Source organism: Actinokineospora baliensis, from assembly GCF_016907695.1.
In the GTDB taxonomy this organism is placed as follows: Bacteria; Actinomycetota; Actinomycetes; order Mycobacteriales; family Pseudonocardiaceae; genus Actinokineospora; species Actinokineospora baliensis.
The window spans coordinates 1-21874 of the sequence record NZ_JAFBCK010000001.1; the positions used below are offsets into that span (position 1 = coordinate 1).

The window sequence follows — 21874 nt, forward strand, 5'->3', positions numbered from 1 at the left end:
GACGGCATCTTCCGGATCTCGTCCTGGACCCGCTGCACCTGTTCACGGGTCCGCGCCTGCACGCGGTCGCGGCCGATGGCCAGGTGGAACCGGAACGCCTCCGCCAAAGCCCAGCGGTACTCGAACGTGTGATAACCCCCTGGGGTGAACGCTTCGGCCGTCGTCGGGCCTGCCGGGGTGTCGTTGAGCCACTGGTCGAACGCGGGGCCGCTGAACGACGGCAGCACGGGCGAGGTCGCCTCCCAGGCACCCTGACGCCCCCAGATGATCCCTGTTCCCCGAGGTCCGAACAGCCATTTGTGCGTTCCGGAGATCAAGAAGTCGCAGCCGAGATCGGCCGGGGTGGCCGCTTCCACGCCCAACGCGTGCACCGCGTCGACGCACAGGAGCGCGTGTTGCTCGGGTGGCAAGGACGCGTTGTGTTCGGCAACCGCGTCGGCGATGGCCCGCACCGGGAGCTTCACCCCGGTCACGGAGTGCACCCAAGTGATGGCAACGATTCTGGTCGTGGGCGTCAGGCCCGCCTTCAGCCTGGCAACGATCTCCTCGGCTGAGGCCGACACGGCCGTCTCATAGAGGCGCACCCGGCGTACTTCCACGCCGCGAAGCCGTAGTGCGTGGTGAGTGGAGAAGAAGTCGTGCTCTGTCGTAAGAACCGATTGCCCCGGTAAGAGGCGAATCCCCGCATAGAGCAGACCGAGACCCATAGTCGTGCTGTCTGTAAGAGCGATGTCCTCTGCGCGGCCACCTAAGTACGCCGCAGCAGCAGCGCGGACAGCCTCCTCCGCTGTCCCGGCTTCCTTGTCCAGGTACGCGTGGGTGTCGTGGTCCAGCCCGGCTCGGTGGCGGTCGATCGCCTCGTTGACCGAGCGCGGCGACGCGGCCAGGACGTAGGCGGCGAACTGGCGCACATCGCGCGTCAGCGGGAACTGCTCCCGCACCGAAGCCCAGTCGTTCGGGTCGAACGGGCGCGGCTGGGCGGGAGTCCCGGCGTCGGCGGTGCAGGCCACAGCACCCGCGGCGACGGCGAGTCCGGACCCCGCGGCGAGGAACCGGCGGCGGTTCAGGTCCATGGGCGCTCCTCGGGCTGGGCGCCCAGTGTGCCAGGCCACGGCCCTGCCCGGCAGGTACGCTCGCGGGCGGACCAAGTGCAACGCCGGAGGGGCCCTCGGTGTTTATCTAGGCATGGATGACCTACCCGAGACCGACGCCGAGATCGACGTGGCCCTGCTCGCCGCCATCGTCGACGACCTCGACGCGGGGTTCGCCGGGCTGGTCCGCGCCTACCAGCGAGTGGTCTACTCGGTCGCGCTGCGCGTCGGCGGCCCCGACGCCGAGGACCTGGCCGCCGAGTGCTTCCTGCGGGCCTACCGCGCGCTGATCGGCTACGACCGGTCCCGCATCCTGGCGCTGCGGCCGAGGTCGTGGTTGTTGACGATCTTGCTCAACACCTGGCGCAACACGCTGCGCGGCGCGGCGCGAAGACCGGCGGTGAGCATGGCCGAGCTGCCAGACCGGGCGGTGGTCGGCCCGACCGTCGAGGACGTGGTCGCCAACACCGAGACCCGCGACGAGCTGGGCGCGCTGGTCGGCGCGCTGCCGGACAACCAGCGGGTGGCCGTGGTGCTGCGGCACGTGGTCGACCTGCCGGTGGCCGAGATCGCGGCCGTCATGCGGATCCCGGAGGGGACCGTCAAGTCACACATCTCCCGCGGCCTGGCCCGGCTGCGGGAGCAGTACGCGAAGGAGGTGGCCCGATGACCGGCGAAGACATCAACAACCCGCTCGCGCTGCGCCTGGGTGGGCTGGCGGTGGCGCCGCCGCGCGATCTGACCGGCGCGCTGTACGGCGACTGGACCAGGCTCGACGGCCCGGTCGGCGAGCTGCTGGTGGCCTTCACCGACCTCGGTGTCAGCTACATCCGCACCGCCGAGTCGGTCGACGACGACGACGAGCGCTTCCGCGAGCGGTTCCGCGCCCTGTTCCAGCGCCCACTGCGGCGCGCCACCGACGCCCCGGCGGGCCTGCGGCAGGCCGTGCGCGGCCACGGCGCCAAGGAGATCCCGGTCGACCTGCGCGTGCTCACCCCGTTCGAGCGGGACGTGCTGACCGCGACCAGGGACATCCCGACCGGCCAGACCCGCCCGTACGCCTGGGTGGCCAGGGCGATCGGCAGACCCAAGGCGGTCCGCGCGGTCGGCACGGCCCTGGGCAACAACCCCGTGCCCCTGCTGATCCCCTGCCACCGGGTCACCCGCTCCGACGGCACCCTCGGCCAGTACGTGTTCGGCGCCGAGACCAAGGAACGGTTGCTGCGCGCCGAAGACACCAATGTGGACACCCTGGCAGACCTGGCCAAGTCCCACATCACCTACCTGGCCACCGACGGCGTCGTCTGCTACCCCACCTGCCCCCGAGCCCGAGCCGCGACCAACCCCCGCGGCTTCCGCACCCTGGCCGCAGCGCAGGCCGCGGGCAACCACCCGTGCGACCTCTGCACCCCGGCAGGTTGAGACACAACCGCCTGTGGTGGCCGGAACTCAAACTCCCGGCCACCACACGGCTGTCGACTGGAGACACCCATCCCCATCCCCCACCGCGCAGCACATCCGGGTGTGGCCCGATGACCAGGCGGGAGCTGCCACCACTGCGGCCCCCACCCGGCAACGGCGGGCGGCCTGGCGGATGTAGACCTCGGCCGCAACCTGGGACCCACATCCACCACATAACCACCGAACCGGAGACACCCATCCCTTACCGCACAGCACATCCGGGTGCGGCCCGGTGACCGGGCCGGAGCTGGCCACCGTCCTGGCCCTCGCCCGGCAGCTCGGGGGTGGGCTGGTGAACGTGGGCCACGGCCGCGATCCGGAGTCGGCGGCCGCCGCGGCGGCGTTTGTCGCGGCCTGGGAGGGGGCGGTCGGGGTGGTGGTGTCGTGGCCTTCGGAGGCGGCTTCGTGGTTGCGGCAGGCTTGTCGGTTCGCGGGGGGTTGTCCTGATCTGTGGGTGATCGCCGACAACGGGGGCGACTGGGTCGGGATGGGGCGGCGGTTGGCCGCGTTGCCGCAGTGGCGTCCTCATCGGACTGTTGCCTTCTCCGGGTTGGCGCTGCCTTCGCTGCCCAGCGCGGTCGGGGACGTCGAGGGGTTGTGCGGGGCGGGCCCGGACGGCTCGCGGTGGTCCTTTTTCGACGGTGAGCTCAGGTGGACGACCCGATCATGGAGCTGATCCCCCGACCGCCGCGGGAGCTCGCACCCGGCGCGGTGCACCTGCCCGACTGGCTGGACCTGGCCGGGCAACGGCACCTGCTGGCCGCCTGTCGCGAGTGGTCACCCGGCATGCGCAAGCAGCGGTTGCCCAACGGTGGGGTCATGTCGGTGCGGATGGTCTGCCTCGGCTGGAACTGGGTGCCCTACCGCTACTCGCGGGTCCTCGACGACGGGTCGGCCGTGCTGCCGTTCCCGGGCTGGCTGGGCGACCTCGGCAGGCGGGCGGTGGCCGCGGGCGGGTTCGCCGGGGACTACCGGCCCGACATCGCCCTGGTGAACTTCTACGACAGCGACGCCAAGATGGGTTTGCACCAGGACAAGGACGAGCGGGCGCTGGACCCGGTCGTCTCGATCAGCCTCGGTGACACCGGGGTGTTCCGGTTCGGCAACACCGAGCACCGCGGCCGCCCCTGGACCGATGTGCAGCTGCGCTCGGGCGACCTGGTCGTCTTCGGCGGCGAGTCGCGGTTGGCCTACCACGGGATCACCGGGGTCCTGCCGGGGACCGGGGATCCCGACCTCGGGTTGGCCGGGCGGCTCAACGTCACCCTGCGGGTGTCCGGGATGGACTAGGCCGTCGGTGCTGGGCTCACCCACACGGCCGCAGCGCGTGACCCACTCCGTACCGACCGGGGGATCATGCTCCACAATCGAGCATTCGTCAGTTTCCGAACAAACCCCTGGTAGATGTCATTCCCCCGATCGGCGGGCGCGATCGTTTCGCAAATCCACCCCATCGGGTGACACTCCACAGTGGCAACTTGCTCGCCCGCGCCCCAGATGGACCGTACAAACAACGGTGTCGGGGTTGTCCGCTCCGACCGGGAATCGAACAGAGGAGGAAGATCATGATCGGCTCGCTGCTCCAACCGATTATCTCGCTCATCTCTGGCCTCATCGGGACCATCACCAGCCTCATCGGAGGGCTGCTCGGCTAGCGGACACGTCCCGGGCCCCGCGGGGTCACGCAAGTGGGGCGGGGTCCGGGACACCCCTCGCTCAGACGCGCACCGAGCGCGGCCCGGCGACCGCGTGGCAGGCACCGACACCGTCGGCGCGGGCCACGACCCGACCCCCGCGCACCCGCACCGCCACCTCGGTGGCATCGCTGACCGCCGTGATCCCCACCAGCTCCGCGATCCGCTCGTCGCAGACCACGCGCACCGCGACCCCCTCCCGGAACGCCCGGCGCACCCCCACCGCGACCTCCGCGATCACCAACCGCGCCAACGGGTACAGCTCGGCGGGCTGACCGGTCACCACCACCAGGGTCACCCGCTCCCCCAGCCGCACCGCCTCCTCCACCGCCGCCAGCCGGTGCGTCCCCAGCACGGCGACCACGCCGTCCCCGATCACCACGGGCTCACCGCTGACCAGGTCGACCGCCTCGACCGGCACCCACGGCCGGTCGACGGGCAGCGCCGGAGCCACCGCGTGCGGGTAGGCCCACCAGTCGTTGAGCGCCATTGCCGCCAGCTGCTCGCAAGCGCTGATCACGTCGAACGGTTCGGCGAACCCCGGTGCGGCGGAAGCGAGCGCGCGAGCGCCGTGCAGGGTCGTCAAGACCAGCCCGGCCTGGCGAACCCGGCGCGCCGGAGGGGCCCCGGCCGGTGACGGCGGCGGATCCACCTGCTCCATCGCCAGGCCCAGCAGCAGCGCGTTGAGCCGCTGCAGTTGGGTGTGGGGCAGCGCCGCGTCGCCGACGATCTCCGTCAACGGGTAGTCGGTCTCCCGCGATACCCAGGTCCTGGCGAACGCGCCGACCGCGGCCACCAGCGAGGTCTCCGGGCGCGACAGCGGCTGCTCGGGCACGCTCTCGGCCCGCTCGGCGAGCACCTCGAGGTAGAGCGCCCGCTTGCCGGGGAAGTTGGAGTAGACCGCGCCCCTGGTCAGCCCGGCGCGCGCGGCGATCCCGTCCACTTTGGCGTCCCGGTACCCGCGGTCGAGGAACTCCGCCCGCGCCGCGGCCAGGATCCGCTCCCGGTTGCGCTCCTGGGTCTGCGCCCTGTTCAGCCGATCCATCTCCGCGCCTCCCATCAGGCACATCATCCCGGGCGCCCGGGGCGCCCCCGACACCGGATCCAGATGATGGCATCATCTGGTCAGAACATCCGCAATCCCACCTGGAGGTCCCCGTGCGTCCCGTCCCCGAGATCCCGGTCACCGACCCGGCCGTGCTCGCCGACCCGTTCACCGCATACGCGCAGGTCAGGGAAGTTTCGGCGGTGGCGAAGCTGACCGGGGCCGGCATGCCGCCGATGTTCGCGATCACCCGGCACGCGGAAGCGAAGGCGGCGCTGGCCGACCCCCGCTTCGTGCTGAGCGAGGCCAGCTTCCTGCGGCCACCGGGCATCCCCGAGCACTGCCAGCGCTACCTGCACACGATGGCCGAGATGGACGGGCCCGAGCACGCGCGCGTCCGCGGCGCCGCCGCCCCCGCGTTCTCCGCCCGCCGCACCGCCGCCATGCGCCCGGCCGTCGAGGTCGTCGTCGAGCGCCTGCTCGACACCCTCGAGACCGAGACCGACCTGCTGCTCGACTTCGCGGGCCCACTGCCCATGGAGATCATCTGCGAGCTGCTCGGCATCCCGGAGTCCGACCGGCCACGCTGGCGGGAGTACGGGGCGGCGGTCTCGGCGGGGTACGGGCCGGGCTTCATCGCCGCGATCCCCGGGATCATGGCCAGCGCCGAGGCGGCCGTGGCGGCCAGCAGGACCGAACCGAACGCGGGCATCCTGTCGCAACTGCTGGACGGCCCGCTGACCGAGACCGAACTGGTCACCCTGGTCTGGCACCTACTGCTCGCGGGGCAGACCCCGACCAACCTCATCGGCAACGGGGTCGCCGCTCTTTTCAGCCACCCGGAGCAACTGGCCGCGCTGCGCGCCAACCCCGACCTCGCCCCACGCGCGGTCGAGGAGCTGATGCGCTGGTGCGGGCCTCAACTGCTCACCACCCCGAGGTTCGCCACCGAGGATGTCGACGTCGACGGCGCGGAGATCCCCCGGGGCGCGGCGATGACCGTCGCGATCGCCTCCGCCAACCGCGACCCCCGGGCGTTCGACGACCCCGACCGCCTCGACATCACCCGACCGCTCGGCGCCCCCGGTCACCTCGGCTTCTCCCACGGCGCCCATTTCTGCCTCGGCGCGCCGCTGGCCCGGCTGCAGACCGAGATCGCCGTGACCGGCCTGCTGCGCCGCTTCCCGGACCTGGCGCCCGCGCGACCCGAGACCGTCCGCGCACCGGACCCGGGCACCTGGCGGCTGGCCGAACTCCCGGTCCGGCTGCGCTGACCAGCACCTGAGCTATAAAGGGGAGGTGCGCAGGGGGTTGACGATCGCGGCGGTGGCCGCCGTGGGGTTGCTGGGTGCGGCGGACGCCTCGGCGGGTGAGCGGGCCAGGGTGGCCGAGTTCGGCGCCGCCGCGATGGCCCGCGCCGAGACGTGGTTCACCGCGGGCCCCACCTACGACCAGGACGGCTGCTTCACGCCCGCGACCGGGCGCACCGGCACCGACTGGGCCGGGGTCCTCGGCGGCTGCCACCGGCCCGCCTACCGCACCGACTGCTCGGGGTTCGTGTCCATGGCCTGGGGCCTGTCGGTCAGCTACGCCACGCCGCGGCCAGGCGGCGGGCGTGATCTCGGCGACATCACCCGGGTGATCGACCGGTCGGCCCTGCGCGCGGGCGACGCGCTGGTCCGCGACGGTGAACACGTGCGGCTGTTCGAGCGGTGGGTGGACCGGGACCGGACCAGCTACCTGGCCTACGACTTCGGGTCCACGCCGGTCAAACACCGGGTCTATGTCTGGGGCGGGCCGGGCGAGCTCGACTACACGCCGGTGCGCTACCTCGGCGTGAGCTGAGCGGATATCCGCCGGATATCGCGGACGCGACCCACCCGAATCCCGGCGGGGGCGACACCGGCGCGACGGGCCCACCGCACGGCTTTGACCGGCCGTCCGCACTAATACCGCTGACGGTTTCACGTCCGCGCCCCCCGTGGCCGCCGGAAACCCGCCTCCGGCGCGCGGGGGGTTCACCCACACCCGGCGGGGTCGCCGCGGGCGAATCGATTCGCCCACCCGGATCGCCCCTGTGGATCTTGGTTGTGGATAACCCACCCCACCGGGGGAGGTGAAAAACCCCCGGGTGCCCCGCGCCGGTCGGGGTAATGCCAGCCCACGCCCGGTGACCCCGGCCGAACGTGAATAGCCGGGGAACGCTGGACGACCACCGCCCGCGCTTAGCCGGGCGGGCCGAGAAACCGGTCCCGGTGGGGTAAATGCCCGGTCGGGGAAGCGGACTCGGGTCGGCGGTGCCCCCGCACCGGTGGAGGTCGTACCGTGGGTGCGACGACCGCAGCTAAGGAGGGGTTCGGATGCCCGAACCGGTGTTGGTGTCAATCGCGGCGGCCCTGGCGGGCAAGTCGGTGGGCGCGCTCTACGAGCTCGTGCGCGACCGGTTCAGCAAGCGCGCGGACGCGGCGGCGGCGTTGGCCGCCTCGGCCGGTGCGGAACCGGAATCGGCGGAGGTGGCGGCGCTGGCCGAGGAATTGGACCGCGAACAGCGGGCGGACCCGGAGTTCGCCGAGCGGCTGCGCGAGCAGTGGGCGAACGAGGCGCAGGCGGGGCACGCCGACCGCGGCGGGGTGGTGAACCAGATCACCGGCACGGTGAGCGGGAAGGTGCTGCAGGCCCGCGACATCCAGGGCGGGGTCAGCTTCTAGCCCGCGGGGCCTGGAACAACAGCGGGACCGCGGCGGGTCGCCCCGCCGCGGTCCGGTCCCGGTGGCTGGATCAGCCGCAGAAGATCAGCCGGAGAAAGCGGCCTTCTTGGCCTTGCCGTTGCCCTTGGCCTTCACCGTGTGGGCCTCCTCGAACGCCTCGACGACCGCGCTCGGGATGCGGCCGCGCTCGGAGATCTCGTGGCCGTTCTGCCTGGCCCAGTCCCGGATGGCCTTGGTCTGCTCCTTGGAGCGGGTGTCGCCAGCGGGCTTGGTCGACGGCGCGGTGTGCCGCTTGACCCGACCACCGGTGCGCCGGGCGGCGGCGACGAACTCGGCGAGCTGCTCGCGCAGCCGGGTCGCGTTCGCCTCATTCAGGTCGATCTCGTAGTTCGCGCCGTCGAGGCTGAATTCGACCGGGCGGATGTCCTCGCCTGCCGAGCCGTCGAGGTCGTCGTAAAGCTGGACGATGGTCTTCTGAGCCATAGGGCACCTCACTGCACACGGGGTGTCACGGGAATTGAAAACAGCTCCCCACTTGGCGTGAACAGTACCCGCTGCGCAACGCTCTTTCAAATAGGGATCGTTCGGCTAATGCCGCGCACGCGGGCGCGCCGGGGGACGCGCATCGGCGAAAGCCTGGTCCACCGGGCACATATCCGCCGGTCGACCCCGGATTTCACCCCCGACCGGGGAGCCGGGTGCGCGGTTGTTTCCCCCCACCGGAGCACCGAGCGGCACCGGCGTGCCGGACGGCATACGAAAGCCCGGCCGGGCAATCCGGACGGCGACGGACGGTAGGCATTACCGCCCGACCACCCGCTCGCCGGGGCGGGCGAATACCCCGTTCGCCGCGCGCGCGGCGGCCTGCCGGGCGGGGGCGAATGCGGGCCGAACGGGCGCCGACCGACGAGGTGACCACGCAATTCGGCCACCGGGCGACCACCGAGGGTGTTGGTTAACCGCTCGAGGGACCCCACCCGGGCCGGGTGTCGCTTTTCGGCGCGCCCCTGTTCGACATATGCCGATCGAACACCGGGGCCGAATGGGTGGCACCGGCACAATGGACAAGTGGGTTGCGAAGTAAGACTGACCCTCCGGTCCGGCGCACCCCGGCCCGGATAGCGAAAACCCGGCCCAGGCGAACCTGGACCGGGTTGACGGGGTGATTCCCAGGGCTGGGCGGGAACACCCGGCGATGGCGCACAGGCCCCGCCAGGCCAAGCCGACCCGGCACCGGGCCGCCGGCCACCAATCGCCGCAAGCAACCCACGCAGGGTGCCTAGCCGGGCCGACACCACAAGAACCCAGTACCCGGGCACCATGCGCCCGGCAGTCCAGCACCGGGCCGCGCAGTCGCGGATCTCCGCGAGCAACCCGACCCGGTGCCACCGACGCGAGCCGAACAACAAGAGCCCGGTGCTCAGGCCTCCAGCGCGGTGCCCAGCGCCTGCCAGTCGAGCACCGGGGCGGCCCAGTCGCGGATCTCGGCGAGGAGGCCGAGTCGGGCGGCGCGCAGCGCGGGTTCGGGCGCCATCACCAGCACGGCGTCGAAGAAGGCGTTGATCGGGTCGGTCAGCGCGGCCGCTGACGCGGTGAACCCGGCCAGGCCGGCACCGCCGCCCGCGCGGGCCTTTTCGAACGCCTGGTGCAGTTCCAACTCCGCGGGCTCGACGAGCGCGGCGGGGTCGTAGCCGGGGCCGGTGTCGGCGGGCACGATCCGGCGCACGCGCTGCAGGGCGGCGACCAGCCCGGCGAACCCCGGGTCGGCGAGCAGCCCGCCGAGCTCGGCCAGCGTCGTGTCGGCGACGGCGGGGGCGTCGGCCAGCGGCAGCACCGCGGCCACCTGCTCGTGCGGGGTGCCCCCGTCGAGCAGCACCTGCTCGTAGCGGCGCTTGACGAACTCGGCCACCTCGGCGAGCACCGCGTCGTCGACCTCGATGCCCTGCGAGCGCACCTGGTCGGCCGCAGTGGACAGTCCGAACGGGACAGTCAACGCACGCAACTGGGGGAAGGCGCGCAGGATAGCCACCACGCCCGCGCCCGCGCGGCGCAGGCCGAACGGGTCGGAGCTGCCGGTGGGCTTGGCGCCGACGGCGAACAGCCCGGCCAGCAGGTCGAACCGGTCGGCCAGGGCCAGCAGCGCACCGGGCACCGTGGTCGGCACCGCGCCGCCGCCGGAACGGGGCAGTTCCATGTCGTAGAGGGCCTGGGCGACCGGCTCCGGCTCGCCCGCGCGCCTGGCGTACTCGCGGGCCATGGTGCCCGCGAGGCTGGTCAGCTCGATCACCATCTGCGAGCCGAGGTCGAACTTGGCCAACTCCGCCGCGCGGCGCAGCGTCGCGGTGTCCTCTTCGGACAAACCGGCGGATTCGCCCAGCAGCAGGGCGATCCGGGCGATGCGGTCGGCGCGCTGGGCCATCGAACCGAGCTTCTGCTCGAAGGCGAGCTTGGCGATGCCCTCCTTCATCCGCTCCGGCGGGGTGCGCAGGTCCGCGCGCCAGAAGAAGCTGGCGTCCTCGTAGCGGGCGCGCAGCACGGCCTCGTTGCCCGCGCGCACGGTGTCGTGGTCGCACGCGCCGTTGGCCACCGCGACGAAGTGCGGCAACAGGTTCCCGTCCGCGTCGCGCACCGGCAGGTAGCGCTGGTGCTTGCGCATGACCGTGGTGAGGATGTCGGCGGGCAGGTCCAGGTAGCGGGCGTCGAACGAACCGAGCACCGCGTTGGGCTCCTCGACGAGGTTGGTGATCTCGTCGACCAGGGCCGACGCCCCGTCGACGGCACCGCCGACGGACGCGGCGAGCTCGGCGGCCGAGGCGACCACGCGGGCCCGCCGGTCGACCTGGTCGGCGACGATGCCGTGCTCGGCGAGCAGCGCCAGGTACCCGTCCGCCGACGCGACCTCGACGACCGGCGTGGCCGCGGTGCGGTGCACGCGCGTGGTGGTGCCCGCGGCGAGCGCGGACACCGAGACCGGCACCGGCTGGTCGCCCAGCAGCGCGAGCAGCCAGCGGATCGGCCGGGTGAAGGAGAGCTTGGGGTCGTTCCACCGCATGTTCTTGTCCGCGCGCAGTTCCGCGACCACCTCGGCGAGCACACCGCTGAGCACCTCGACCGCGCCGCGGCCGACGTCGGTGCGGGTGATGCCGACGTACTCGACCCCGTCGACCTCGATCCGGCGCAGCTGAGCCGGGTCGACGCCCTGGCCGCGGGCGAACCCGGCGGCGGCCTTGGTCGGGGTGCCCTCGGCGTCGAACGCGGCGGAGGCGCGCGGTCCGCGCACGGTGCGCTCGGCGTCCGGCTCGACCGGCTCGACCGCGTCGACCACGGCGATCACCCGGCGCGGGGTGGCGTAGGTGCGGATGTCACCGTGGCCGAGGCGGGTCGCGGCGAGCTTGTCGGTAAGCGCGCGTTCGACGGCCGCAACGGTGCGGGTGACCTCGTGCGGGGGCAGTTCCTCAGTGCCGATCTCGAACAGCAGCGTCCTGGTGCCCTCGACCGACGGGAACTCGGTGGGCACCGGGGCGGGCGCGAGGACCGGGGCGGTACCCAGCGGGTGCCCCAGTTCCGCGCGCCGCTCGGACCACAGCCCGGCGACCTCGCGGGCGAGGCCGCGCATCCTGGCGAACGCCTTGGCCCGCTCGGTGGTGCTGACCGCGCCGCGGGCGTCGAGCACGTTGAAGGTGTGCGAGCACTTGAGCACGTGGATGTGCGCGGGCACCGGCAACCGGGCGTCGAGCAGCCTGCGCGCCTCGGCGGCGTAGTCCTCGAACAGCCTGCGCTGGGTCTCGACGTCGGCGTCGTCGAGGTAGAACCGGCTCATCTCGTACTCGGCCTGGCCGAACGCCTCGCCGTAGGAGATGCCGGGGGCGTAGGCGATGTCCTTGAAGTGGGCGACGCCCTGCAGCGCCATCATGATCCGCTCGACGCCGTAGGTGATCTCCACCGACACCGGGTCCAGCGTCTGGCCGCCCGCCTGCTGGAAGTAGGTGAACTGGGTGATCTCCAGCCCGTCGAGCCAGACCTCCCAGCCCAGGCCCCAGGCGCCCAGCGCGGGCGAGGCCCAGTTGTCCTCGACGAAGCGGACGTCGTGCGCGCCGACGTCGATGCCCAGCGCCTGCAGGCTGCCCAGGTAGAGCTCCTGCGGGTTGCCAGGGTCGGGCTTGAGGATCACCTGGAACTGGGTGTGGGTCTGCAGCCGGTTGGGGTTCTCGCCGTAGCGGGCGTCGTCGGGGCGCACGCTCGGCTCGACGTAGGCCACCCGCCACGGCTCCGGGCCGAGCACCCGCAGCACCGTGGCCGGGTTCAGGGTGCCAGCGCCGACCTCGGTGTTGAACGGCTGCACCACCATGGCGCCGCGCTCGGTCCAATACCTGGTCAACGCCAGCAACGCGTCCTGCATGGTCAGCACGGCGGAACCTCACTGTGGGCTGGTGGGGGGTGCCCGCGAAGTCTAGAGGGGCCGGATCGCCCCCTCCCGGCAGCGCGGCGCGATGCCGGGGGTCACCCACAGGGTCGAGTACCGCGCACCGGGCTGTTCGGCGCGCATCACCGGATCGAGCTAGAGGTATCCGACATTTTAGGCCCACTTCGATCACGGACAGTCAACTTTGTCGCCCGACACAGGGAGATATGCGCCGATCATGAGAAATTGGCCGGGGTCACCCAAGTGATCGTTTAGACTGGCCGGGTCTCCCCGCAAAACCCCCGTGCCGGTTTCCGTTCGACGTGACCGAAAACCCCCCTTTGGAGAAACGCTTCCGATGACCCCCGTCGACTCCCCAACACGGGCACCGCTGACCGACGCGCCGCCCCTGCCGACCGGGCGGCCGATGGGCCACTCGCGCTGCGAGCTGTCCCGCGTCATCTGGCCTGGCGACGAGAACATGTTCGGCTCCGGCAAGGGCACGCTGATCCTGGAACTGGCCGACGAGGTCGGGTGGGCGGCCGCGGTGCGCCACAGCGACGGGCACGCGGTCACCGCGTCGATGACCGACATGACCTTCTTCGCCCCGTTCTGGGCAGGCGACATCGTCGCCGCCGTGGCCCAGGTCGAGGGCACCGGCCGCACCTCGATGGACATCGGTGTGCAGGTCAGCGCCCGGCGCTGGCACGGCAGCGGCGAGCAGGAGCGCATCGCCGAGGCGCACCTGGTGTTCGTCGCCGTCGACGCGGACGGCGCGCCGCGCCCGGTCCGCCCGGTGCACCCGGAGACCGACGCCGAGTACGCCATGCACCGGGCCGCGGCCATCCGCCGCGAGTACCGCAGAGCGCTCAAAGCAGCCCTGGCCGAGGTCGCCCTGCCGACACCGCGGTGACCGGCGCCCTTGCCCTGCTGCCCGCGCGGCCGCGCCACGCCAGGGAGCAGGTCGACATCGCCGTCGCGTTCATCAGGGAAACGGTGAACGAGGGCGACGACACCGTTCTCGACGAGTTCGCCCACCCCGATATCCGAGATCTGTCCGACGTCCGGGTATTCGACGACGGAATTGCCGGATTGCGCATTTCGGTGCTGACCGCGCGCCGCCGGATGCCCGATATCCACGCCCGCGTGCTCAGCGCCAGGCACACCGGGGCCGACACGGTCGAGACCCGGTTGGAGTTCTCCGGCACCTACCTGGGGCCGAACCTGGCACCGAGCCAGCGCGACGGCCGCCCGGCGCGGTGGTACCAGCACCACCTGTGGTCCTTCCGCGGCCCGCTGGCCCGCGCCCACCTGGGGTGGATCGATCGGCGCGGGCTGCGCGCCGCCCTCGGCGACCCGTGCTGACCCCCGGTCCCCGCTACTGATCAGTGCTCGGGCGGCGCCGCGCGCCTGCCCGGTGGTCCCCCGGTCGGCGCCCACCGACCGGGGGACCGAGCCGGTCGGGACCGCTGCCCCAACCACGACGCGGCGCCCACCGCGTCCAGTCCCTGCTTCCCCACTCCATGCTCGACTCCTCGTGCGCGTTGCGGCAGGGCCACCCGGCCGGTGCTCGACGGGTCCTTGTGCTCAGCCTGCGAGGCGGTTGTGCGCGCTGGTCTCCTGGCGCGCCCAGGCCAGCCGCGGCGGGTGCGGCCAGGAGACGGTGCGCTCCGGCGCCTGCTCGGCGGCGACGATCCTGCTCTGCTCGTCCACCCTGGCGTCGTGCTCGGCGCCGACCCGCTCCTCGAGCAGGATGCGGTCGACCAGGGCCGAGGCCCGGCGCAGGCGCCAGGTGAGCACGGCGAGTACCGCGAGTCCACCGATGATCCACAGCAGTGTCATGGCGATGTCGATTCTTCTGTGTGCCAAGCCCCTCTGGCCGTCCGTGGCGCGAGGTCCGGGCGCCGGTTGGGCCGCCTGGGGGCTCTGTTGCCCGTTCCATCGCATCGACCCATAACATCAGTTACAGGTCGTGACTTATGACAACCGACTCGCAACCAAGTATCACTCGTACGGCGTACACGTTGAAGCCTAAAGTAACAGCGCCCCACCCAGCGGCGACATCCCCTGATGGGCCGCGACCGAGTGATCTTGTACCGAACGCCACCACCGAGATCACCGACCGTAGCGACCTGCGGATGTCGCTGAGCGTGACCAGCACGGTCACTAGGGGTCCACCTAGGGGTTGACGGTGCCCCCGGCCGACAGCACGATCGGACCGTCGTGCGACCAGGCCTGTCAGGGACGGATCCCGCTATGACCGCACTGTTCGACCTGAACGACCCGGCACTGGCCGCCGACCGCTTCGCCTACTACCGGCGGCTGCGCGAGACCGACCCGGTGCACCGCTCGCCGTTCGGCTACTGGGTGCTCTCCCGCTACGACGACGTCGACGCCCTGCTGCGCGCCCCGTCGGCCTCCAGCAACTTCCCGGCCGACCCGGGCTGGGCGATGATCCGCGGCGGCCCGACCTGCCCGGTGGTCAAGAGCACCAGCAAGTGGATGCTCATGCAGGACGGCCAGGCCCACCGCCGGATGCGCAGGCTCATCGCCAGGGTGTTCACCCCGCGCAGCATCGACCGGATGCGGCCGCGGATCCAGCACGTGGTGGACCGGCTCATCGACGAGATGGGCGACGGCGAGGTCGACCTGATCACCGGGCTGGCGCTGCCGATGCCGATCCTGGTGGTCGGCGAGCTGCTGGGCATCCCGCCGCAGGACCGCGCCAAGTGCCGGGACTGGACCGACAAGGTCGGCTACGTCATCGACCCCGGGGTCACCCCGCAGCGGCGGATCGCGATGAACAAGGCCGAGCCGGAGTTCCGCGCCTACCTGCTCGACCTGATGGACTCCCGCCGCGACGCCGACCCCGAGCACGACCTGCTCTCGGTCCTCATGCAGCCCGACGCCGACGGCGAACGCCTCACCGACGACGAGATCGTCGCCAACATCCTGCTCATCTTCAACGCGGGCCACGAGACCACCGTCAACCTCATCGCCAACGGCATGCTCGCCCTCCTGCAGCAGCCCGAGGCGCTGGCGGCACTGCGCGCGGACCCCGGCCTGATGGGCACCGCGGTCGAGGAGCTGTCCCGCTTCGACCCACCGGTGCAGCTCGCCGCGCGCATCATGACCCAGGACACCCCGATCGCCGACAAGGTCATCCCCGCAGGCGAAACCGTCCTGGTGCTCTTCGACGCCGCAGGCCGCGACCCCGAGCGCTACCCCGACCCGGACCAGCTCGACCTGGCCCGCACCGACCCCAAGTCCCTGGCGTTCAGCTCGGGCAACCACTACTGCCTCGGGGCGGTGCTGGGAAAACTGGAAGCGAGCACGGCTTTTACCGAGCTGCTGGCGCGCTACTCCCGCATCGAACTCACCGACGAGCAACTGCACTGGCACTCGCATTTCAACCTGCGCGGCCTGACCAAACTCCCCGTGGTGCTGCACAAGTAGCCCGCGCCACTCCAGCTCCCCCGAATCCGGTTGAACCGCCCCGTCGTGGCGCCCGTGTTGGAGGCGTACCAAGACCCGGCGGGAGGCCGGGAACCACTATTCGGGGAGATAGTCCATGAACCGCAAGAACGTGCTGTCCGTCGCTGTCCTCATCACCGCCGGGGTGGTCGCGTTGTCCGCCTGCGGCACCGGGTCGGCCACGGAGGCGACCACCGGGGCGCCCACCTCCGAGTCCACTGTGGACTACGGCGCGGACGCCACCGAGGGGGTGTCGTTCTTCGCGGGGACGGCCAAGGCGAACAACGCCACCGAGGGGACCGGCGACTGGGCCAAGGGCGAGGACGGCACGGTGAACTCGGCGAAGGCCGATACGGCGCGCAAGTGGGTGCAGCTCAAGGCGAGCAAGGCGGGCGCGCTGGACCCGGTGGTGGTCAACGGGGCCGGGCTCACCCTCTACCGGTTCGACAAGGACACCGCCAAGCCGTCGAAGTCGACGTGCAACGGGGACTGCGCCAAGACGTGGCCGCCGGTGACCGTTGCCAAGGGCAGCAAGGTGTTCGTGGCCGGGGTGCCCAAGTCCGCGGTCGGGTTCGTCAAGCGCGACGACGGCAGCACCCAGGTCACCATCGGCGGTTGGCCGGTGTACCGCTTCGCCAAGGACACCAAGCCCGGTGACACCGCAGGCCAGGGCGTCGGCGGCACCTGGTTCGGCGTGACCCCGGACGGCAAGAAGGCGGGCAGCCCGGCGCCGACCACCACCACCCAGGCGCCCGGCGGACCAAAGGCCACCAGCGTCGTGCTGTTCGACGAGCCGCGGTTCAGCGAGGACGGCGCCGCGGAGGGCACCGCCGGTCCTGGCTGCAAGAACCTGGCCCGGCCGCGCAACGCCTCGTCGCTGTCGGCGCTGGGGTCGCTGAAGCTGTGGTCGGAGAAGGACTGCAAGGGCAAGTCCCTGGTCGTCGAGGGTGACGTGCCGGACCTGGCCGCTCTCGGGTTCGACAACCTGGCCACCTCGGTCTTCTTCGGCTGAGTAGCCTCGGCGCATGGCGCCGCAGCGGGAAACCCGCGTCTACATCCCCCGGCACAGCGGCGCCCTCCCGGCGCCGCTGTCCGCGTTGGTGGCCGACTCCGGGACGGTCGTGGTCCACGACCCCGCCGACGCCGACCGGGTCATCACGCTCGACGCGCTGGGGACCGAGCTGAAGCGGGCGGCCGTGGCGCCGGTGCGGGAGCAGCGGCTGCTCAGGGCGGGTTCGCCGGTCACGTCCGTGGCCTTCGTGGAGGCCGACCCGCCGATGGTGGTGGCCGGGTGCGAGGACGGCGTGGCCCGGGTCTGGTCGCTGGACGGGACGGCACTGCGCGAGCTGCACGGGCACACCGGACCGGTGTGGGGAGTCGCGGCGAGCCGGTACGCGGCGGGTCAGGTATTCACCTGCGGGCAGGACGGCACGGTGCGCGCATGGCCGCTCTACGGCGAACAAGACGGCATCGTCCTCTACCAGCACGACGGCATCGCCAACGCCATCGTGGCGGGCCGGGGCAGCACCGTGGTCAGCGGCGGTGACGACAACCAGGTCATCCGGTGGACGAACGGTTCCGTCGAACCCCTGGGCACCCACAACGACTTCGTCACCGGGGTCGCCCTGCTCGACGACGCGACCCCGGTCTCGATCTCGAACGACGGCACGATCCGGCTGTGGAGCTACCCGACCGGCGCCGCCCCGCTGCCGTTCCCGACGGACTCCACCTACACCTGCGTGGTGGGGTACGAGTCCATGATCTTCACCGGTACCGAGGACGGCCTGGTCACCGAAGCGCAGGGCGACACCGCGCTCGCCGTCGCCACCCAGCCCAGGGCACTGGCCGTCTCGTCGATCGACAGCATCGACAGCCGCCCGACGGTCGCGATCGGCGGTGACGACGGGCTCATCCGGTTGTGGGAGCCCGGGTCTGGTGCCTTGACCAACCTGCCGGGGCACACCGGCCCGGTGCGCGGCTTGGCCTTCGGGACCCTCGACGACCGACTTGTCCTGGTGAGCGGCGGGGTGGACGGGACGGTCCGGGTCTGGACGCGGCCGATGGCCGACCAGATCGAGTGGGCGACCGACGCGCCCTCGGACAAGGACCTGCTGCGGCGGCAACCGCTGGCCAGGCTGATCGCCCGCCACCTGCGGAACGTGAACTCGTCCTTCCTGGTGCACCTCGACGGGCCGTGGGGGTCGGGCAAGAGCACGGTGCTGGGGTTCGTGCGGGAGGAACTGAAGCAGGACTTCACGGTGGTGCCGTTCGACGCGTGGCGGGAGGCCGGGGTCGGACCGGCGTGGTGGGCGCTGCTGACCGCGCTGCGCACCGCCGTCCGCGGTCAACGCGGGTTCTGGGGGCGGCTGGGACTGCGGATCAGCGAGTCGTTCGCCCGGCTCAGGCGGGTCGGGGCACCGGTGGCGCTGGCGTTGGCGGTCCTGCTGGCCGCGGGCGCGGGGATCTGGTGGCTGTTCGCCTCCGACCTCAAGAGCTTCGGCGACATCGTCAAGAACATCACCGGCGCCATCGCGGGCGTCGGGACGCTGGTGGCGGGCGCACTGGTGGCGAGCCGGTTCCTGCTGTGGGACTCCGCGCGCGGGGCCAAGCTGTTCGAGCAGTCCAACACCAACCCGATGCTGGAGGTCAACCGGCACTTCGGGTGGCTGGCGGCCAGGGCGAAGCGGCCGGTGGTGTTCCTGGTCGACGACCTTGACCGCTGCAAGGAGTCCTATGTGGTCGATCTGCTGGACTCGGTGCAGACCCTGGTCCGCGACATCGGCCCGCACTTCATCGTCTCCGCGGACGGCGCGTGGCTCCGGGCGAGCTACGAGCAGGCCTACGAGCGCTTCACCACGGCCGTCGCGGAACCGGGCAGGCCGTTGGGATACCTGTTCCTGGACAAGTTCTTCCAGCTGCGGGTCCCGATGCCGATGATCGACTCCTCGCGGCAGGAGGGGTACCTGAGCACGCTCCTCGGTACTGCGGCCCCGAGGCGGGCGAATGCGGCCGAGGTGGCCCGCGTGCGCACCGAACTCGACCGCAGCTCAACCGAAGCGGAGGTCGTCGCCGCGATGAGCGCCACGAGCCAAGAGGTTCGCGATCGTGTCGCTACCGAAGCCTTGCAGCGCATCACCAGCCCGGAAGCCGTGGCCGCGACCGAGCACGTGCTGCAGCGGTACGCCAAGCAACTGCCCAAGAACCCGCGCGCGATGAAGCGGTTCATCAACACCTACAGCATGGTCCGGGCCGTGCGGACCCTGGAGGGCAACCCGGTCCCGGTGGCCGACCTGGCCAGGTGGACCATCCTGGAGATCCGCTGGCCAAGCCTCGCCGACCACCTGCGCACCCACCCCGAGTCGATCCTCCACGTCGACACCACCGAGCTGGAGGACATCCCCGAGCCCCTGCGCCCCCTGTTCACCGACGCTGCCCTGGTCGACCTGTCGCGGACACTGACCCCGGACGCCATCCGCGCCTGCTGCGGCGACTAGCGGTTGGAGCAGAGCACGCCGATCCTCACCAATGGCGAGGACTAGCGGTTGTTGCAGAGGCTCAGCGACACGCCTTCCGGTGTCGTGCAAGGCAAGTAGCCCGAGTCCTGGAGCCGGAGCCTGCCGCTGTCGTGTTTGCGGATGTAGTCGGTGAAGGCGCCGAGGAGGCTGTCCGCGGCGGGGTCGCCCTTGGTGTAGAGGTGTTCGACCGTCCAGAAGGGGTAGCTGGACTCCAGTTCCGCCGTCGTGTCGTAGGTCTTGCCGTCGATGCTGATGGACTTGAGCTGGCCCTGGGTGCGGGCCTGGGCCACCGAGGGGGCGTCGGCGTAGCCGATGGCGCCGGGGACGTCGCGGATCTTGGCGATGAGGTCGGCGTTGGAGTCGCGTTCGCAGCGGATCACCCGCGCGCCGGGGTCCCGGTCGGCGGTGAGGCACTCGTTGGACGACAGGATCCCCTCGCCCGCGTGCAGGACCTGGGCCTCGAACAGCTGCCGGGTGCCGGAGGACTGGCCGCGGCCGACGATGCGGATCGGCAGCGATTCGGTGCCCGGCCGCAGCTGGTTCCAGTCGGTGATCTCGCCGCGGTAGACCTGGCCGAGTTCGGCGGTGCTCAGCGAGTCGATCGGGACCTTGGCGTTGACCACGACGTGGTAGATCACGACGGCCAGTTGCAGCGACCGCAGGCCGTCGGCGTTCTGCCGCTGCAGGCCGTCCGAGAGCGCGGCGGAGGTGGCCGGGTCGGCACCGGCGAGCCAGCGCACACCGTCGATGCTGCCGGTGGGCTGGGTCTTGATGTGCGCGTCGGCGCAGTCGGCCATGTAGTCCTCGGCCATCGCGGTGATCGTGGGCATGAAGACGCTGGAGCCCTTGATGGTGAGGTCACCGGCGACGCAGCGCACCGACGGGTCGACCGGGGGCGAGGCGAACACCAGGCTCAGCACCAGGAACGCGGTCAGCACCAGCGCCAGCGCGCCGGTCAGCCTGGGCAGGGTGAACCGGCGCTGGCTCTTCTCGTCCTTGATGATGCCGTTGTCGTCGAGCTTGCCGCTGACGGTGATCTCCTTGCTGGTCTCACCGCCCTGGTGGTCCTCCGGCTCCTCGAGCACCACGACCAGCTTGATCTTCTGCTTGCGCTTGAGCGCCAGGGTCTCCAGCCGCACGCCGTGCCAGCGGGGCTCGGCCTCCGGCTCCTTGGGCGCGGGTGCCTGACCACCGACCCAGCGGACCATGCGCTGGGTCATCTTGTCGCGGACCGTGCGCAGGTTGTCCCGCTCCCCCACCGGGGCGCTCGGTCCGGCCGTGCCGAGCGGGTCGGTGCCGTCGGTGCGGAAGAACCGCAGGCCCGCGCGCAGCTTCTCGCGGGTCTCGTCGGAGCCCGCCTCGGAGAACCGGGCGTTCCACACGACCCGCTCGCCGAAGGTGAAGGTGAGCGGCTTCTCGAAGTCGTCGGGGGCGATGTCGTAGCCGCCGGTGTTGCGGATGCGGATCACCACGATGCTGAGCCGGTCCAGCAGCCGGGTCAGGGTGGCGAGCTGGCCGGGGGTGCCCGCGGGCGCCTCGTCGGTGAGCTTCTCCGGGCCGAGGCCGATCTTGGAGTTGTAGTGCACCCGGTAGCTGACCCGCTTGCGCCGGATCAGGAACCGGTCGACGAACGGGGTGGCGATGAGCAGCACGATGCCCAGGACGAGGTTGCCGGGTCCCAGGAAGTCCAGGACCGCGCGCAGCGCCTCCCGCAGCTCGGTCACGGCGATCCCCTCCCCGGTCGACACCCGCGAGCGCAGCCTAGGAGGGGTGATCACCCGCCGCCGCTGTGACCACCATCCGTTCACCCGTGGTTCAGCCGCAGTACGGCGGGGCGCGGCTGTCGGTGGCGGCGGGCATGCTGTCGCCATGACCTCTGAACCCAAGGCGGACCTGCTCGGCTACCTGCGCGTCGCCCGCGAGGCGCTGGTGTGGAAGCTCGACGGGGCGTCCGAATACGACATCCGGCGCCCGCTGACCCCGACCGGCACGAACCTGCTCGGTCTGGTCAAGCACGTGTCGGGCTGCGAGATCGCCTACTTCGGCGACAGCTTCGGCCGCCCGTTCCCCGGTCGACCGGCCTGGTTGGACCTGGCCGCCACCGACCCGACCATCGATATGTGGGCCGCCCCGGACGAGTCCCGCGAGGACATCACCGGCCTGTACCGCGCGGTGTGGGCGCATTCGGACGAGACGATCGAGGGCCTGCCGCTGGACGCGCCCGCCCGGGTGCCGCACTGGAGCGCGGAGAAGGCGGCGACGACGCTGCACCGGCTGCTGGTCCACATGATCGCCGAGACGCACCGGCACGCGGGGCACGCCGACATCGTCCGCGAGCTCGTCGACGGCCGGGTCGGGATGCGCGCCGAGGCGAACAACATGGCCGAGGGGGACGAGGCGTGGTGGGCCGGCTACCGGGCCAAGCTGGAGCAGGCGGCCAAGGACGCGGGCCAGGCCGGGACCTGACCCGCGTCACACGCCTAC

General features: G+C 71.6%; 19 protein-coding genes. 13 read left to right on the forward strand and 6 right to left on the reverse strand.

Features of this window, described 5'->3' with window-relative positions; translation table 11 throughout:
• A partial coding sequence (locus JOD54_RS00005) for an aminotransferase class V-fold PLP-dependent enzyme (protein WP_204448607.1) occupies positions 1-1073 on the reverse strand: 1073 nt, incomplete at its 3' end.
• 112 nt (positions 1074-1185) lie between these two features.
• Between JOD54_RS00005 and JOD54_RS00010 the strand changes: the two genes are divergently transcribed.
• The 4 genes from JOD54_RS00010 to JOD54_RS00025 all read left to right on the forward strand — a co-directional run bounded on the left by JOD54_RS00010 (position 1186) and on the right by JOD54_RS00025 (position 3842).
• Positions 1186-1761 (forward strand): RNA polymerase sigma factor, encoded by a 576-nt coding sequence (locus JOD54_RS00010; protein ID WP_204448608.1) that lies wholly within the window; start codon positions 1186-1188, stop codon positions 1759-1761.
• Entirely contained in the window at positions 1758-2513 is a 756-nt protein-coding gene (locus JOD54_RS00015) for a methylated-DNA--[protein]-cysteine S-methyltransferase (RefSeq protein WP_204448609.1), read from the forward strand. The genes JOD54_RS00010 and JOD54_RS00015 overlap by 4 nt, the downstream gene beginning before the upstream one ends.
• Before the next feature lie 271 nt (positions 2514-2784).
• A complete protein-coding gene (locus JOD54_RS00020; protein ID WP_204448610.1) occupies positions 2785-3228 on the forward strand; it encodes a hypothetical protein in 444 nt (147 codons plus the stop codon).
• Entirely contained in the window at positions 3216-3842 is a 627-nt protein-coding gene (locus JOD54_RS00025) for an alpha-ketoglutarate-dependent dioxygenase AlkB family protein (protein ID WP_204455977.1), read from the forward strand. The genes JOD54_RS00020 and JOD54_RS00025 overlap by 13 nt, the downstream gene beginning before the upstream one ends.
• A 426-nt stretch (positions 3843-4268) precedes the next feature.
• Here the strand turns inward: JOD54_RS00025 and JOD54_RS00030 are convergent, their stop codons facing one another.
• Entirely contained in the window at positions 4269-5291 is a 1023-nt protein-coding gene (locus tag JOD54_RS00030) for a TetR/AcrR family transcriptional regulator (protein WP_204448611.1), read from the reverse strand.
• 113 nt (positions 5292-5404) lie between these two features.
• On the opposite strand from JOD54_RS00030, the gene JOD54_RS00035 reads away from it, so the two are divergent.
• The 3 genes from JOD54_RS00035 (at position 5405) to JOD54_RS00045 (ending at position 7999) form a co-directional block, all read left to right on the forward strand.
• Positions 5405-6565, forward strand: coding sequence for a cytochrome P450 family protein (locus JOD54_RS00035; RefSeq protein ID WP_204448612.1), 1161 nt, complete (start codon positions 5405-5407; stop codon positions 6563-6565).
• A 25-nt stretch (positions 6566-6590) separates the two neighbouring features.
• A complete protein-coding gene (locus JOD54_RS00040; RefSeq protein ID WP_204448613.1) occupies positions 6591-7136 on the forward strand; it encodes a hypothetical protein in 546 nt (181 codons plus the stop codon).
• A 515-nt stretch (positions 7137-7651) separates the two neighbouring features.
• The gene (locus JOD54_RS00045) at positions 7652-7999 is read left to right on the forward strand and encodes a hypothetical protein (RefSeq protein ID WP_204448614.1); all 348 of its coding nucleotides are present in this window, start codon (positions 7652-7654) and stop codon (positions 7997-7999) included.
• Positions 8000-8083: 84 nt separating this feature from the next.
• Here JOD54_RS00045 and JOD54_RS00050 read toward each other — a convergent pair whose 3' ends face one another.
• Positions 8084-8482, reverse strand: coding sequence for a histone-like nucleoid-structuring protein Lsr2 (locus tag JOD54_RS00050; protein ID WP_204448615.1), 399 nt, complete (start codon positions 8480-8482; stop codon positions 8084-8086).
• 937 nt (positions 8483-9419) lie between these two features.
• A complete protein-coding gene (locus JOD54_RS00055; RefSeq protein ID WP_239573598.1) occupies positions 9420-12398 on the reverse strand; it encodes a glycine--tRNA ligase in 2979 nt (992 codons plus the stop codon).
• A 361-nt stretch (positions 12399-12759) separates the two neighbouring features.
• Here JOD54_RS00055 and JOD54_RS00060 point away from each other — a divergent pair, with 361 nt between their 5' ends.
• Together JOD54_RS00060 and JOD54_RS00065 are read left to right on the forward strand one after the other, a co-directional pair.
• Positions 12760-13314: an acyl-CoA thioesterase gene (locus JOD54_RS00060; protein WP_204448617.1), complete on the forward strand. Its 555-nt coding sequence runs from the start codon at positions 12760-12762 to the stop codon at positions 13312-13314.
• Positions 13311-13766 (forward strand): ester cyclase, encoded by a 456-nt coding sequence (locus tag JOD54_RS00065; RefSeq protein WP_204448618.1) that lies wholly within the window; start codon positions 13311-13313, stop codon positions 13764-13766. Before JOD54_RS00060 ends, JOD54_RS00065 begins: the two co-directional genes overlap by 4 nt.
• 222 nt (positions 13767-13988) lie before the next feature.
• On the opposite strand, the gene JOD54_RS00070 is transcribed toward JOD54_RS00065, so the two are convergent.
• A complete protein-coding gene (locus JOD54_RS00070; protein ID WP_204448619.1) occupies positions 13989-14243 on the reverse strand; it encodes a hypothetical protein in 255 nt (84 codons plus the stop codon).
• A gap of 414 nt (positions 14244-14657) precedes the next feature.
• Here JOD54_RS00070 and JOD54_RS00075 point away from each other — a divergent pair, with 414 nt between their 5' ends.
• The 3 genes from JOD54_RS00075 (at position 14658) to JOD54_RS00085 (ending at position 19369) form a co-directional block, all read left to right on the forward strand.
• Complete coding sequence (locus JOD54_RS00075; RefSeq protein WP_204448620.1) at positions 14658-15857, forward strand: cytochrome P450; 1200 nt, start codon at positions 14658-14660, stop codon at positions 15855-15857.
• Between the two features lie 115 nt (positions 15858-15972).
• Complete coding sequence (locus JOD54_RS00080; RefSeq protein ID WP_204448621.1) at positions 15973-16887, forward strand: hypothetical protein; 915 nt, start codon at positions 15973-15975, stop codon at positions 16885-16887.
• Positions 16888-16900: 13 nt separating this feature from the next.
• The gene (locus tag JOD54_RS00085; RefSeq protein ID WP_204448622.1) at positions 16901-19369 is read left to right on the forward strand and encodes a P-loop NTPase fold protein; all 2469 of its coding nucleotides are present in this window, start codon (positions 16901-16903) and stop codon (positions 19367-19369) included.
• 41 nt (positions 19370-19410) lie between these two features.
• On the opposite strand, the gene JOD54_RS00090 is transcribed toward JOD54_RS00085, so the two are convergent.
• On the reverse strand, positions 19411-21114 hold the full coding sequence (locus JOD54_RS00090) for a PstS family phosphate ABC transporter substrate-binding protein (protein ID WP_204448623.1): 1704 nt from the start codon (positions 21112-21114) through the stop codon (positions 19411-19413).
• Between the two features lie 145 nt (positions 21115-21259).
• Between JOD54_RS00090 and JOD54_RS00095 the strand changes: the two genes are divergently transcribed.
• Complete coding sequence (locus JOD54_RS00095) at positions 21260-21856, forward strand: DinB family protein (protein WP_204448624.1); 597 nt, start codon at positions 21260-21262, stop codon at positions 21854-21856.
• Positions 21857-21874: the final 18 nt, after the last annotated feature.

Excerpts from the sequence above, each read along its gene's own strand:
- JOD54_RS00055 (WP_239573598.1), bottom strand. The coding sequence starts at position 12,398 with ATGCAGGACGCGTTGCTGGCGTTGACCAGGTATTGGACCGAGCGCGGC.
- JOD54_RS00070 (WP_204448619.1), bottom strand. The coding sequence starts at position 14,243 with ATGACACTGCTGTGGATCATCGGTGGACTCGCGGTACTCGCCGTGCTC.
- JOD54_RS00010 (WP_204448608.1), top strand. The coding sequence starts at position 1,186 with ATGGATGACCTACCCGAGACCGACGCCGAGATCGACGTGGCCCTGCTC.
- JOD54_RS00060 (WP_204448617.1), top strand. The coding sequence starts at position 12,760 with ATGACCCCCGTCGACTCCCCAACACGGGCACCGCTGACCGACGCGCCG.
- JOD54_RS00050 (WP_204448615.1), bottom strand. The coding sequence starts at position 8,482 with ATGGCTCAGAAGACCATCGTCCAGCTTTACGACGACCTCGACGGCTCG.
- JOD54_RS00095 (WP_204448624.1), top strand. The coding sequence starts at position 21,260 with ATGACCTCTGAACCCAAGGCGGACCTGCTCGGCTACCTGCGCGTCGCC.
- JOD54_RS00085 (WP_204448622.1), top strand. The coding sequence starts at position 16,901 with ATGGCGCCGCAGCGGGAAACCCGCGTCTACATCCCCCGGCACAGCGGC.
- JOD54_RS00075 (WP_204448620.1), top strand. The coding sequence starts at position 14,658 with ATGACCGCACTGTTCGACCTGAACGACCCGGCACTGGCCGCCGACCGC.
- JOD54_RS00015 (WP_204448609.1), top strand. The coding sequence starts at position 1,758 with ATGACCGGCGAAGACATCAACAACCCGCTCGCGCTGCGCCTGGGTGGG.
- JOD54_RS00045 (WP_204448614.1), top strand. The coding sequence starts at position 7,652 with ATGCCCGAACCGGTGTTGGTGTCAATCGCGGCGGCCCTGGCGGGCAAG.
- JOD54_RS00080 (WP_204448621.1), top strand. The coding sequence starts at position 15,973 with ATGAACCGCAAGAACGTGCTGTCCGTCGCTGTCCTCATCACCGCCGGG.
- JOD54_RS00030 (WP_204448611.1), bottom strand. The coding sequence starts at position 5,291 with ATGGATCGGCTGAACAGGGCGCAGACCCAGGAGCGCAACCGGGAGCGG.